Source organism: Acinetobacter sp. 742879 (assembly GCF_000588535.1).
Lineage (GTDB): Bacteria > Pseudomonadota > Gammaproteobacteria > Pseudomonadales > Moraxellaceae > Acinetobacter > Acinetobacter pittii.
Genome location: NZ_JFYC01000004.1, coordinates 155,219 through 168,782, shown reverse-complemented (window position 1 = coordinate 168,782; position 13,564 = coordinate 155,219). Strand labels below are relative to the sequence as shown.

Here is a 13,564-nt window from a genome sequence, read left to right as displayed (position 1 = left end):
TTTCATTCCTTACGAATCAGTTGAATGCGGTTCTGGTTTATCTTGATGTAGCTCTAACCAAGTTTTTAAAATCAGTGTTAAAAGAGCTAAGAAGGCAAGCAGTGAGGACACGGCAAAGGCTGCGCTAAAGGTGTACTCGTTATATAAAATTTCAACATGCAGTGGCAGAGTATTGGTTTCACCACGGATATGACCAGAAACCACTGATACTGCGCCAAACTCACCCATTGCACGGGCATTACACAAAATCACGCCGTAAATCAGACCCCATTTAATGTTAGGGAGTGTGACCTTCCAAAAGGTTTGCCAACCTGATGCACCGAGTACAATTGCTGCTTCTTCTTCCTCTGTTCCCTGAGCTTCCATGAGTGGAATTAACTCACGTGCTACAAATGGAACTGTAATAAAAATAGTTGCTAAAACAATTCCAGGTACGGCATATAAAATCTTAATGTCATGATCCATTAACCAGCCGCCGAACCAGCCTTGGGCACCAAAAATAAGAACAATCATTAAACCTGCAATAACAGGTGAAACCGAAAAAGGCATATCAATGATAGTGGTTAAAATTGCCTTGCCTTTAAACTGGAACTTAGAGACAGCCCAAGCTGCAGCAACACCAAATATCACATTAATTGGAACTGCAATTGCTGCGGTGAGTAATGTTAATTTCACTGCTGATAAGGTATCTGGATCAATCAAAGCCTGAACATAGACTTCTAGTCCCTGTTTAAATGCTTCCACGAAAACCAAAATGAGTGGCAGCATGAGGCAACTGAGGAAAAAAATCAGTGCAATTGTAATAAGGGTATAACGTACCCAAGTTGGCTCACGTGTCGCATCACGAGACTGTAACTTCAAAGCAAGTGCGTTGCTGTCGGTATGTAAATTCATGTGATGTTTCTCCCTGTACGACGGTTTGCCCATGCTTGAAGTAAGTTAATGACAAATAGAATGATAAAAGAGAGAACTAACATGACCGCTGCAATGGTCGTTGCACCTGCATAATCATATTCTTCAAGACGAGAAATGATCATCAGCGGTGCGATTTCTGTTTTAAACGGCTGGTTACCTGCAATAAAAATAACAGAGCCATACTCACCCACGCCGCGAGCAAACGCTAAAGCAAAGCCTGTAAATAGAGCAGGTAGTAAGATCGGTAAAATAATTTTAGTAATGGTCTGCCAACGATTTGCACCAAGTGCTGAAGCTGCTTCCTCAAGTTCGGTTTCAATATCGCTGAGTACCGGCTGAACGGTTCGAACAATAAAAGGAATACCAATAAATACCAATGCCAGCGTAATTCCGATAGGTGTATAGGCAACCTGTATACCAAGTGGTTCCAGATATTGACCTAACCAACCAGTAGGTGCATAGAGTGAAGTTAGTGCAATACCTGCAACTGCGGTCGGAAGAGCAAATGGTAAATCGACCAATGCATCAACTAGACGTTTTCCGGGAAAGTTATAGCGGACAAGACACCAAGCCAAAAGCAGACCAAACACAACATTAATAAATGCTGCGATTAAAGCTGAACTAAAGCTGAGTTGAAGCGATTTCAAAATACGCTCAGACGTTAAAATTTCCCATAATCCGTCCCATCCGATTCCAAATGATTTGATAAAGACTGCGGCTAATGGAATAAGCACAATAAAAGAAACGTAGGCGAGGGTGAAGCCCAAAGATAGACCAAACCCAGGCAGCACTCGGGATCGCTGCGACATGATATTTCCTCAAAGAGAAAAGCCTGCTGAAACCAGTAAGCGAATAAATAAAGATAAACAGTGCGGTATAAAGATTGGTATTAAGCAAATTTCAGAGAGAAATGTGTTTTTACCGGGTCGATAGATGAGTGACTACACATCGAATCTTCTGGGATCAAATAGTTCAGCAAATCAGGGAATGGCCCAAAACCTGAGGCAACATTAATATGGCCCACTTCACCAAGATTAACGGGATTTAACTTCCATGATTTTGCAAGTTGTAACGCATCAAAAAAGCCGAGCCATGGATCATTTTCACTAATGAGTAGCGTTGCAGGCACATCAATTTTTAATTGATGAAAATAATCTTTGTAGTCGGTCAAGCTATGGCGAGCAAACCCTGCTTCCCCAAAGCGTGCCGGATTCGCTGGAGCGACTAAAATTAGTTTCTTAACTTGGCTTCTTAATTCTGGATGCTCAGCCAAAGCAGCTACACTCGTTAAGCATCCGAAACTATGTGCAACAATTTGAACAGGAGCTTGAGCTGCTTGAACTGTTTTAACGAATTGCTCAACCCATTCGCTTAATACAGGTCTATCCCAGTTTTTTTGCTCAACACGAGAACTAGACACGAGTTGACGCTGCAACCAAGATTGCCAATGCTGATGTTCACTGCCACCTACACCCGGAACAATTACAGTGTGAATCATGTCTGTTCTCCTTACCTTTAGTGCAAAGAATTACTTCTCTGCACTATTGATTTTCACGATTTGATCGAAAACACCACCATTATCAAAGTGTTGTTTTTGTACTTTTGTCCAACCACCAAATTCTTTATCGATTGTTACAAGCTTCAATGGCTTAAATACATTGCTATATTTTTTAAGAACAGCTGCGTTACGAGGACGGTAGAAGTTACGTGCTGCAATTTCTTGACCAGCAGGTGAGTACAAATAGTTGAGATAACCTTTAGCAATAGTTAAGTTGCCTTTTTTAGCTGCATTCTTCTCCACAATTGCAACTGGAGGCTCAGCTAAGATCGAAAGAGACGGAGTAATAATTTCAAATTTGCCCGGCTGTTCACGAATAGCTAAATGAGCTTCATTTTCCCAAGCCAGTAATACATCACCAATGCCACGCTCAGCGAAAGTAGTCGTCGCACCGCGAGCACCAGAATCTAAAACTTTAGTATGTTTATAAATTTGGCGAACGTATTCTTGTGCTTTTGCATCATTGCCGCCTGGTTGATGTTTTGCCCAAGCCCAAGCTGCGAGGTAGTTCCAACGAGCACCACCAGAGGTTTTCGGGTTTGGTGTAATGATTTCTACACCTGGTTTGATTAAATCAGCCCAGTCTTTAATTTGCTTTGGGTTGCCTTTACGCACCAAAAATACAATGGTTGATGTATATGGCGTTGAGTTTTGTGGCAGTTTTTTCTGCCAGTTAGTTGGAAGTAATTTTGCTTTTTCAGCAATTTCATCAATATCTGCTGCAAGTGCTAATGTCACCACATCTGCATTTAAGCCATCGATAACCGCACGAGCCTGTTTACCAGAGCCGCCGTGTGATTGCTTAAACTCAATATCTTGACCAGTACGTTGTTTCCAGTAAGTACCGAACTGTTTGTTGAAATCTGTATATAGCTCACGAGTAGGATCGTAAGAAACGTTTAAAAATTCTTGGGCTGCAAATGACGAAACAGAAAGAAGTGCAGCGATAACCCCGACTTTTAATTGAGAAAAACGCATGAGATAAGTCCTCAAAAAATATGAAATGTTCAAAACATGAACGCAGAATAGCGCTAGTCTTTATTCTAAAAAAATAATAAAAAACGAATTTAATATGAAAAAAATAGAAATAATAAAAAGAGATAAACTATTCTTAAATCTTGATATATAACAAGTTTCAAAAGCAGATACGAAATCGGTATAATTTTTTAAAATCAATCATTTATTATTTAAATGAAAGGTGTTGTATTGTTGTGCGGCTTTTAGTAAAGGATGGAACAAACATGTGGTGTTTTAAAAATGGGCAACCCGTTGAGACTATTCCTTTATTGGATCGAGCCTTTCATTATGGAGATGGGTGCTTTACCACAATTCGTGTTTTTCAAAATCAAATTGAGCTTAAAGAAAGACACTGGCAACGTCTAAAACTTGCATGTCAAAAACTGTCTTTAACTGTAAATTTTGAATTAATTGAACTGAGTGTACAGCAACTCCAAAAGCAAAACCTCGTACTCAACGGCACTTTAAAAATTGTGATTAGTCGTGGGGAAGGCGATCGCGGTTATACTTTGCCGAAACATGAAGCTGATATTTATATCTGGTTTTATCCAAAAGCTTTAGAGCCGTGTATGCCTGATTTTATCCAGTGTGGTGTTTTAAATCAGGCCCTAGGTTTAACCATGCCGAGCTTAGTGGGGCTTAAATCTTTAAACCGCCTTGAACAAGTATTGCTAAAAAAAGAAGCAGATCAACTCGGGTGGGCTGAAGCATTAGTTACTGATGTACAAGGTTATATTGTTGAAGGGGTCAGTAGTAATTGTTTTATTCGTTTAAATGATAGATGGATTACTCCTGAACTTCGCTATAATGGCGTCCACGGTGTAATGCGGGCAGAAATTCTGGCGCGTATGCAGCACCATGGTATTGCCTGTGAAGTACGTGTGATTGAATTAGATGAAGTATCTGAAATACAAAGTCTATTCTTTTGTAATGCTTTAAACCCTATGCGAGTGGTTACTCATTTAGGCGAGAAAACGCTAGATACACAGGCATGCATAGATTTATTTCATATCCTTAACTTAAATCAGATTCATTAATATGCCGAAGCCACCTGTGAATGCGAAAGCAAAAAACGCCAAGAAAAATAACAAAAAACAAGCTCCAAAATTTTCTAAGCGATTGGTTCTAATTGGCCTTTTTATTGTTTTAATCTTTACGTTTGCCATTTTATGGTCAAGTTTGTTTAAGGCTTATCCTATCGAAGGCAAAAAACAGATGTTATCTATTACATCTGGGGAAACTTATTCTGGTTTTATTGATCGTTTGGCAAAAGAAGATAAAGTTAGCTTTCCTATCATATTGAAGCTTTATCAAAAGTTTATGATTCATGACAGCATGAAAGCTGGTGTGTATGAAATTGAACAAGGGATGAGCGTAAGACAAGTGTTAGAGATGTTATCTGACGCTGATAATGCTCAGATGAATCGTGTTTTGGTGATTGAAGGTACAACTTTTAAGCAGCTTATTACTGCACTCAAAAATGATAAAAATGTAAAAAATACAATATTGGATTTACCTAATGATCAGCTTATGAAAGCGCTTGGGATTCCTTACGATCATCCAGAAGGCTTATTCGCGCCGAATACTTATTTCTTTGCCAAAGGCGAGACTGACAAGAAAATTCTTACCGATTTATATCATCGTCAAATAAAAGCTCTAGATACAGCTTGGGCCAATCGCGCGCCGAATTTACCTTATAAAGATAAATATGAAGCATTAATTATGGCTTCTATTGTTGAGAAAGAAACGAGTTTAGACAGTGAACTTACACAAGTTTCTGGAGTTTTTGTCCGCCGTTTAAAACTCGGTATGCGTTTACAAACGGATCCAACTGTTATTTACGGAATGGGTAATAACTATAAAGGCAACATTACCCGAGAAGACCTGCGTACTCCAACACCATATAATACTTATACCATTAATGGTTTACCGCCGACTCCAATTGCTTTGCCAAGCCAAAAAGCAATTGAAGCAGCATTACATCCAGATGATTCAAATAACATCTATTTCGTAGCGACTGGTAATGGTGGACATAAATTTACGGCAGACTTGCAAGCTCATAATCAAGCAGTGCAAGAATATTTATCCGTGTTGAGATCGAAGAAATAAGGAAAAGAGATGTTTATCAGCTTTGAAGGCACGGAAGGGGTAGGTAAAACTACACTCATTCGAAAAATTCATCAGCATTTTGAAGAGCATGGCAAACAAGTTGTTTTAACTCGAGAGCCGGGGGGCACACCGTTAGCTGAGCAAATTCGTTCTATGCTTTTGGCGGTGAATCATGATGAAAATATGAGTCATGATACCGAGTTATTACTCATTTATGCAGCACGTGCTCAACACTTACAACAAGTTATTTTGCCTGCTTTAGAAGCTAACAAAATTGTATTAAGTGATCGCTTTACCGATGCGAGTTTTGCTTATCAATGTTCTGGTCGTGGTTTAAGCCAAGATAAATTACAACTTTTAAATCAGAACTTCGTTTCACGCATGCCGGAGGTGACTTTCTGGCTAGACGCACCGATTGAACTTGGTATGAACCGTGCACGTGAACGTGGAGCTTTAGACCGTTTTGAACAAGAAAAGTTAAGCTTCTTTACTAAGGTTCGTGAAGGTTATGAAACCTTATGGAAGGCTGAGCCTGAGCGTATTAAACGTTTAGATGCAACACAAAGTCCTGATCAGGTGTTTGAACAGGCTTTGCAATATTTAGCATAGGCCATCGGATTAGCCACTCTCATATTTTTGGGAGTGGTGAAAAATGACGTTAATTCTGATTTAAATCGTCATAGAAAATATCTGCTATTTTCTTATGCTATCTTACATATGATTTATAGATTGAAGAATAACAAGGATGAAAAGCTCAAAAGAAGAAATCATGGCATTTCTTGAAAAGGAATTTCCACCAAGTCTTGAACATTGCACGATTGAATCAGTCACCCCCAAAGCAGCGGTTGTTTATTATCATGTCGACCAAAGGCATCAACGCCCTGGTGGCACGATATCTGGTCCAACCATGATGACATTAGCTGATTTTGCCTTATATATTGCGATATTAGGTGAGATCGGTATTGTTGGTTTAGCCGTAACCACCAACTTTAATATTAATTTTTTAAGAAAACCCGCGGGTGATCAAGACTTACGTAGTGAATGTAAACTCATGAAAGTAGGAAAGAGTTTAGTGGTGGGGGAGGTTTGGATTTATTCGGTCGGTTTGGATGAACCTGTTGCGCATGTGACCGCGACTTATTCAATCCCACCTAGAGCATAAATATCAAACCAAATAAAAAAGCACAGCCAAAGCTGTGCTTTTTTATAGAAGAACAACTTAAATGTCAGTATTAACCAACGGCTGTTCTACTGCAAAATTTGGAGGAGTTAAAACGGTTTTACGAATTTCACTCGAAGTTTCCGGATAATCAAGCGTGTAATGTAAACCACGTGATTCTTTACGTTGCATGGCACAGCGAACAATCATTTCCGATACTAAAACAAGGTTACGCAGCTCAATCAGGTTTTTGCTAACACGGTAGTCTTGATAATATTCAGTGATTTCACGCTTTAACATTTCAATACGGTGTAAAGCACGTTCTAAACGTTTTGTGGTTCTGACAATACCAACGTAGTTCCACATGGTCGAACGTAACTCATCCCAGTTTTGTAAAATTACCACATCTTCATCAGGGTTGGTTACTTGGGAGTCATCCCAAGTTGGTACTTCTGGTAATTTGAAGTTTTCATCAAATTTATTTTCAATATCTTTTGCTGCACTCATGCCATAAACGAAGCACTCAAGTAATGAGTTACTTGCCATACGGTTTGCACCATGTAAGCCTGTATAAGACGTTTCACCAATCGCATAGAGTCCTTCAATATCCGTCTGGCTATTTGAGTCAACCACAACACCACCACATGTATAGTGAGCTGCTGGAACTACAGGAATCATGTCTTGGGTAATATCGATGCCTAACTCAAGCAATCTTGCATAAAGTGTAGGGAAGTGCTCTTTAATAAACTCGGGTGATTTGTGGGTAATGTCTAACCATACGTGACGAATACCGAGACGCTTGATTTCATGGTCAATGGTACGTGCCACAATATCACGAGGAGCCAGTTCTGCACGATCATCAAAACGCAACATAAAACGTTCGCCATCAGGTAAGCGCAAATAAGCACCTTCACCACGCATAGCTTCGGTAATTAAAAATGAGCGTGCTTGAGGATGATACAGACAAGTTGGGTGGAACTGATTAAATTCCATATTGGCTACGCGGCAACCTGCACGGAAGGCCATTGCAATACCATCACCTGTTGCAATATCTGGATTAGATGTGTACAGATAAGCTTTCATCGCACCGCCGCAAGCCAGCGCGGTGAATGGTGCAAGGAAAGTATGAACCTTTTCAGTATTTTCATCTAATGCATATAAACCAATAGCACGATTCGCTTGGTCGGTATGGCCTAATTTATGCGAGGTGATTAAATCAATCGCAATATAATTTTCAAAAATAGTAATATTTTTACGTTCTTTGGCACGTTCAACCAAAGTAGTTGAAATGGCTTTGCCTGTTGCATCAGCAGAATGGATAATGCGACGCTGCGAGTGACCACCTTCGCGAGTCAAATGAAGCTGTTCATCTTCATCTAAGGTAAATTGCACGCCTTGTTTTAAAAGAAAATCAACAGAAGGGCGGCCGCCTTCTACGGTATGTTGTACCGCGTCCATTTCACATAAATGAGCGCCTGCAATCATAGTGTCATTAATATGCTGTTGAATAGAGTCAGTCTCATCAAGAACAGCAGCAACGCCACCTTGAGCATAAAAGGTACTTGCTTCGGTTAGAGCAGCTTTGGCTAAAACTGCAATATTAAAATGATTTGGTAACGATAAAGCCAGACTTAAACCAGCGCCGCCGCTGCCCACAATAATCACGTCAAAGTGGTGAATTGTCTGTAAATTAGGCATGTCCATTCGCATCAATTTAAAACGTCCGCTAATGACACCCCTTTTTACCTAAAAAGGCAAGAGCTTAAGCGCTCTAACTCAGAGAAAAATTGCAATTGGCTTAAAAAGTTGCAATGCGTAAAATATTCCTTGTGATGACGTATTACAAATAAACATATTGTTACGCACAACCTCAAAGCGTTGTGATACAACAGTTTTATCCTTATTCTCGTAGACCAATTGTGGGTGAGCACCGAATGAAATCTCGCTATTTACAACAAGGAATGTATGCAGCGGTATTTACAGTTGCTGCTGTTCAAGCAAATGCTGCTGTTGATTTTTCAAATCTGGTTGAACAAGTTAGTCCAGCAGTCGTGAGTGTCAATGTCGTAAAAAAAATGACTCAGGATGAACTGTTGCAACAGCAAGTTCCTGAAATTTTAAAACGTTTCTTTGGCAATCAGGTCATCATTCCACAGCAACAAGGTCCACAAGAAAAGACAGCTTATGGAAGTGCATTCTTTATTAGTAAAGATGGTTACCTACTTACTAACCACCATGTGATTGAAAATGCCTCTCGTATTAGCATCACTCTAAATGACCGCCGTGAAATTGATGCAACCGTGGTGGGTAGTGATGAGCGTACAGACGTTGCTTTGTTAAAGGTAAATGGAACTAACTATCCAGCTTTACGAGTAGGAAATGTTGACCGTTTACGTGTCGGAGAACCTGTTTTAGCTATTGGTTCGCCGTTTGGTTTTGACTATTCAGCTTCGGCCGGTATTGTCAGTGCAAAATCACGAAACATGAGCGGTGAAACTTCGGTGCCGTTTATTCAAACTGATGTGGCTTTAAATCCAGGTAACTCTGGTGGTCCATTATTTAATCAAAATGGTGAAGTGGTCGGGGTAAATTCTCGAATATTTAGCGGTACCGGCGGTTATATGGGCTTGTCTTTCTCTATTCCGATTGATGTAGCAATGGATGTTGCCGACCAGCTTAAAACAAAAGGTAAAGTCACACGCTCTTATCTAGGGGTGATGATGCAAGATATTGACCGAAACCTTGCTGATGCCTACAAATTACCAAAACCTGAAGGTGCTTTAATTACTCAAATTTCTCCGAACTCACCTGCACAAAAAGCAGGGCTAAGAGCGGGCGACGTGATTTTAAAATTAAATGGTGCGCCTGTACTTCGTACGAGTGATTTACTGTATGCATTAAACAAAGTACAGCCAAATCAAACTGTTCAGTTTGAAGTATTACGTGATGATAAAACACGTAATATTTCAGCTACTTTAACGACTGCACCAGATGAAACACCTGCTACTGGTTTACAAGGTGCTGCATCTAAGGGACCAGTTTTAGGCATGAGTATTCGTGATCTAGCTGAACCGGAAAAAAATGCGTTGAGCGTAAAAGGTGGTATTTATGTACAAGATGTTCGCCGTGGTGGTTTAGCATCATTGTCGAATATCATTCCGGGCGATGTGATTACTCAAGTCAATAATAATCAAATTTTAAATAGTCAGGATTTTGCAAAAGTTGTTTCTAACTTACCGAAAAATACCGTAGCACGTGTTGCTATTATTCGTCAGGGACAGCGCGCAATGCTTGGTTTACGTATTCAATAATCCTCAACAGAATCAATAAGCCACCCTGAAAATGGGTGGTTTTTGTTATTTATCTTGAGCGTTTAGCGATATCTACCTACACTTATTTCAGTTTTAAGGTTAATAAATAAGAGTGTTCATTTGTGAGTAGTATTTTTGATTTACATATTCAGGTGCAGCCACATCACATTGATGCGTTGGGACATGTAAATAACGTAATGTATGTTCAGTGGATGCAGGATGTAGCGGCTGCCCATGTTGAAACTTTGGGAGTAGGAGTAACTAAGTATCTTGAGTTAAAACACGCCATGGTCGCGGTTGAGCATCATGTGCAATATCGTAAAGCTGCATTTGAAGGCGAACAAATTTTGTTACGTACATGGTTAGATGACATTAATGCACTTTATTCATTCCGCCAGTATGTGTTTTTTCGTCCATCAGATCAGGCCGTATTATTTGTTGGAAATACCAAATGGGCATGTATTGAAATTGCTACAGGACGTCCAAAACGAATGTCGCCAACTTTTACTCATGCATATACGCCGCTTGATTCAAGCATAAATCCTTATGATTTTACCGTTTCATATGCTCAATAGTTGGACGTAATACGCTTACTTTGACTGTCCTTTTTTAAAACATAAGTACAAAGCTCATGATTATTTTGGATACTTTAAAATATGCATCTGTTATAATCTCACGCAATTTATTTAACCGCTTTGGCTGTGTATTAAAACAAGCTACATAGCACTCTATATTTTCTCAAGGTAACCCATGGCGCAAGCTAAAAAATCCGTCGATATCAAAAATATACGAAATTTCTCGATTATTGCCCACATTGACCATGGTAAGTCTACATTGGCTGACCGTTTTATTCAGATGTGTGGTGGTCTACAAGATCGTGAAATGCAAGCTCAAGTCTTAGACTCAATGGAGCTTGAGCGTGAACGTGGGATTACCATTAAAGCCGCTTCTGTCACGCTGTATTACACCCATCCAAATGGTCAGGAATACCAACTTAACTTTATTGATACGCCAGGGCACGTTGACTTCTCCTATGAAGTTTCTCGTTCATTAGCTGCATGTGAAGGTGCGCTACTGGTTGTAGATGCTGCACAAGGCGTTGAAGCTCAATCAGTTGCAAACTGTTATACAGCAATTGAACAAGGTCTAGAAGTTCTTCCTATTCTAAATAAAATTGATTTACCACAGGCTGAACCTGAACGTGTAATTCATGAAATTGAAGAAATTATCGGGATTGAAGCGACAGATGCACCAACCTGTTCAGCAAAAACTGGTTTAGGTGTTGAAGGTGTACTCGAGCGTTTAGTCGATGTTATTCCGGCGCCAGAAGGTGATCGTGAAGCACCATTACAAGCATTAATTATCGACTCATGGTTTGATAACTACTTAGGCGTAGTTTCTCTTGTTCGTATTAAACAAGGTCGTATCCGCAAGGGCGACAAAATGTTGGTTAAATCGACAGGACAAACTCATCCGGTCACTTCTGTAGGTGTATTTAATCCTAAGCATACTGAAACAGATATTCTTGAAGCTGGTGAAGTAGGTTTTGTTATTGCTGGTATTAAAGATATTTTTGGTGCACCAGTAGGTGACACAATTACTCTTGCTTCTACACCAGACGTTGCAACTTTACCTGGTTTCAAAAAGGTTAAACCGCAAGTATATGCTGGTCTTTTCCCTATTGATGCGAGTGACTTTGAACCGTTCCGTGAAGCATTACAAAAATTGCAGATTAACGACTCGGCTTTATTCTTTGAACCAGAAAGTTCTGATGCATTAGGCTTTGGTTTCCGTTGTGGCTTCTTAGGTATGCTACATATGGAAATTGTACAAGAGCGTTTAGAGCGTGAATACGATCTTGATCTCATCAGTTCTGCACCTACCGTAATTTATGAAGCATTAACCAAGAAAGGCGAAACGATTTACATCGATAGTCCATCAAAAATGCCGGATGGATCGACCGTAGAAGATTTGCGTGAACCAATTGCTGAATGTCATATCCTTGTTCCTCAAGAATATTTAGGGAACGTAATGACGCTCTGTATCGAACGTCGTGGTGTACAAAAAGATATGAAATTCTTGGGTAACCAAGTTTCTATTACTTTTGAAATTCCGATGGCTGAAGTCGTTATGGATTTCTTTGACAGATTAAAGTCATGCTCTCGTGGCTTTGCATCTTTAGACTATAACTTTGTACGTTTTGAAAGTTCAGCTTTAGTTAAGGTTGATGTGTTAATTAATAGCGAAAAGGTTGATGCCTTGGCTATGATTTGTCACCGTAATGATGCACGTCATCGTGGTATTGCATTGGTTGAGAAAATGAAAGATTTAATTCCTCGCCAAATGTTCGATGTTGCTATTCAGGCAGCAATCGGTGCACAAATTATTGCCCGTTCTACCGTAAAAGCGATGCGTAAAAACGTTTTGGCAAAATGTTATGGTGGTGACGTTTCGCGTAAGAAAAAACTACTTTCTAAACAAAAAGAAGGTAAGAAACGTATGAAACAAGTGGGAAGTGTTGAAATTCCACAAGAAGCGTTCTTGGCTGTATTGAAAGTAGAAAGATAAGAAATGAGGGTGGGGGAAGTGAACAATTTCTTTTCCCCACTGTAATACAAGCAGCGAGGCTGCGAGTGAGGTCATGTGGATTTTGATTTTAATTTAATTCTTGTTCCAGTTACGCTGATTCTATTTGCAGTGTGGTTGTTAGATAAACTTGTATTAAAACAGCGTGCAAATAAAGGACGCGGGAACGAAAATTTTGTCATTACATGGGCCTATGACTTTTGGCCAGTTTTAGCTGTAGTACTTGTGCTTCGTTCATTTCTTTATGAACCATTTAATATTCCATCGGACTCTATGGTACCAACTTTAGAAACTGGTGATTTTATTCTGGTGAATAAATTTGATTATGGTGTACGTCTACCTATCGTTAATAAGAAGATTATTGATGTAGGCGAACCGAAGCGTGGTGATGTAATTGTATTCCGTTATCCACCTCAACCGACTATTAGCTATATTAAACGTGTAATCGGTTTACCTGGTGATCATATTATTTATGACCATGGGCAATTGATTATTAATGGGCAGAAAGTACCGAAAGTATTAACACAGTTCAGCCGTGAAAAAGATGTGATGGATACGCCAACGTCTATTTATCATAAAGAGACGATTGGTGAGCATACCTTTACGATGCGTGAGCTTGAAGGCGTAAATGTGGCGCGCCAAGCACCGTTTATCAACTATGTTGAAAATGGTAAATATGCGAACCAAGACGGTTTATATTGGGAAGTGACTGTACCAAAAGGACATTACTTTGCAATGGGGGATAACCGCGATCAAAGTGCAGACAGTCGTTTCTGGGGGTTCGTTCCTGAAGAAAACTTAACAGGACGAGCATTCTACGTGTGGATGCATAAAGAACCGGGTTTACACCTTCCTAACTTTAGCCGAAATGGAAAAATAGATTAAAAACAACCATTAGGAAAAAAAGAA

At 39.7% G+C, this 13,564-nt stretch carries 13 protein-coding genes; 8 read left to right on the top strand and 5 right to left on the bottom strand.

The genetic code is table 11. The annotated features are described in order from the left end of the window. Window positions 1–9: 9 nt before the first annotated feature. The 4 genes from cysW to J690_RS11620 form a co-directional block, all read right to left on the bottom strand. The gene (gene cysW / locus J690_RS11635; RefSeq protein ID WP_002118746.1) at window positions 10–894 is read right to left on the bottom strand and encodes a sulfate ABC transporter permease subunit CysW; all 885 of its coding nucleotides are present in this window, start codon (window positions 892–894) and stop codon (window positions 10–12) included. Next, the gene (gene cysT / locus J690_RS11630) at window positions 891–1,724 is read right to left on the bottom strand and encodes a sulfate ABC transporter permease subunit CysT (protein ID WP_005073131.1); all 834 of its coding nucleotides are present in this window, start codon (window positions 1,722–1,724) and stop codon (window positions 891–893) included. The genes cysW and cysT overlap by 4 nt, the downstream gene beginning before the upstream one ends. An 80-nt stretch (window positions 1,725–1,804) precedes the next feature. Further along, a complete protein-coding gene (locus tag J690_RS11625; protein WP_005073133.1) occupies window positions 1,805–2,413 on the bottom strand; it encodes an RBBP9/YdeN family alpha/beta hydrolase in 609 nt (202 codons plus the stop codon). A 30-nt stretch (window positions 2,414–2,443) separates the two neighbouring features. Continuing rightward, window positions 2,444–3,451 carry a sulfate ABC transporter substrate-binding protein gene (locus tag J690_RS11620; RefSeq protein WP_001212602.1) on the bottom strand — a complete coding sequence of 336 codons (1,008 nt, stop codon included), beginning with the start codon at window positions 3,449–3,451 and terminating at the stop codon, window positions 2,444–2,446. A gap of 263 nt (window positions 3,452–3,714) precedes the next feature. Between J690_RS11620 and pabC the strand changes: the two genes are divergently transcribed. The 4 genes from pabC (at window position 3,715) to J690_RS11600 (ending at window position 6,761) form a co-directional block, all read left to right on the top strand. Then, window positions 3,715–4,527, top strand: a complete 813-nt coding sequence (gene pabC, locus J690_RS11615; RefSeq protein WP_032035945.1) for an aminodeoxychorismate lyase — start codon at window positions 3,715–3,717, stop codon at window positions 4,525–4,527. Between the two features lies 1 nt (window position 4,528). Then, a complete protein-coding gene (mltG, locus tag J690_RS11610) occupies window positions 4,529–5,599 on the top strand; it encodes an endolytic transglycosylase MltG (RefSeq protein ID WP_017399254.1) in 1,071 nt (356 codons plus the stop codon). Between the two features lie 9 nt (window positions 5,600–5,608). After that, window positions 5,609–6,208 (top strand): dTMP kinase, encoded by a 600-nt coding sequence (tmk, locus tag J690_RS11605; RefSeq protein ID WP_032035943.1) that lies wholly within the window; start codon window positions 5,609–5,611, stop codon window positions 6,206–6,208. 136 nt (window positions 6,209–6,344) lie between these two features. After that, window positions 6,345–6,761, top strand: coding sequence for a PaaI family thioesterase (locus tag J690_RS11600; protein WP_032035941.1), 417 nt, complete (start codon window positions 6,345–6,347; stop codon window positions 6,759–6,761). Window positions 6,762–6,818: 57 nt separating this feature from the next. On the opposite strand, the gene nadB is transcribed toward J690_RS11600, so the two are convergent. Then, window positions 6,819–8,462: an L-aspartate oxidase gene (nadB, locus tag J690_RS11595; RefSeq protein ID WP_032035939.1), complete on the bottom strand. Its 1,644-nt coding sequence runs from the start codon at window positions 8,460–8,462 to the stop codon at window positions 6,819–6,821. Between the two features lie 230 nt (window positions 8,463–8,692). Here nadB and J690_RS11590 point away from each other — a divergent pair, with 230 nt between their 5' ends. The 4 genes from J690_RS11590 (at window position 8,693) to lepB (ending at window position 13,540) form a co-directional block, all read left to right on the top strand. Further along, entirely contained in the window at window positions 8,693–10,069 is a 1,377-nt protein-coding gene (locus J690_RS11590) for a Do family serine endopeptidase (RefSeq protein WP_017386238.1), read from the top strand. 122 nt (window positions 10,070–10,191) lie between these two features. Continuing rightward, complete coding sequence (locus tag J690_RS11585) at window positions 10,192–10,644, top strand: acyl-CoA thioesterase (RefSeq protein WP_032035937.1); 453 nt, start codon at window positions 10,192–10,194, stop codon at window positions 10,642–10,644. Window positions 10,645–10,819: 175 nt separating this feature from the next. Further along, window positions 10,820–12,637 (top strand): translation elongation factor 4, encoded by a 1,818-nt coding sequence (gene lepA / locus J690_RS11580; protein ID WP_002118606.1) that lies wholly within the window; start codon window positions 10,820–10,822, stop codon window positions 12,635–12,637. Window positions 12,638–12,712: 75 nt separating this feature from the next. After that, on the top strand, window positions 12,713–13,540 hold the full coding sequence (gene lepB, locus J690_RS11575) for a signal peptidase I (protein ID WP_032035935.1): 828 nt from the start codon (window positions 12,713–12,715) through the stop codon (window positions 13,538–13,540). Window positions 13,541–13,564 lie beyond the last annotated feature (24 nt).

Coding starts and splice junctions, on each gene's coding strand:
- cysW (WP_002118746.1), bottom strand. CDS start 894: ATGAATTTACATACCGACAGCAACGCACTTGCTTTGAAGTTACAGTCT.
- cysT (WP_005073131.1), bottom strand. CDS start 1,724: ATGTCGCAGCGATCCCGAGTGCTGCCTGGGTTTGGTCTATCTTTGGGC.
- J690_RS11625 (WP_005073133.1), bottom strand. CDS start 2,413: ATGATTCACACTGTAATTGTTCCGGGTGTAGGTGGCAGTGAACATCAG.
- J690_RS11620 (WP_001212602.1), bottom strand. CDS start 3,451: ATGCGTTTTTCTCAATTAAAAGTCGGGGTTATCGCTGCACTTCTTTCT.
- pabC (WP_032035945.1), top strand. CDS start 3,715: ATGTGGTGTTTTAAAAATGGGCAACCCGTTGAGACTATTCCTTTATTG.
- mltG (WP_017399254.1), top strand. CDS start 4,529: ATGCCGAAGCCACCTGTGAATGCGAAAGCAAAAAACGCCAAGAAAAAT.
- tmk (WP_032035943.1), top strand. CDS start 5,609: ATGTTTATCAGCTTTGAAGGCACGGAAGGGGTAGGTAAAACTACACTC.
- J690_RS11600 (WP_032035941.1), top strand. CDS start 6,345: ATGAAAAGCTCAAAAGAAGAAATCATGGCATTTCTTGAAAAGGAATTT.
- nadB (WP_032035939.1), bottom strand. CDS start 8,462: ATGGACATGCCTAATTTACAGACAATTCACCACTTTGACGTGATTATT.
- J690_RS11590 (WP_017386238.1), top strand. CDS start 8,693: ATGAAATCTCGCTATTTACAACAAGGAATGTATGCAGCGGTATTTACA.
- lepA (WP_002118606.1), top strand. CDS start 10,820: ATGGCGCAAGCTAAAAAATCCGTCGATATCAAAAATATACGAAATTTC.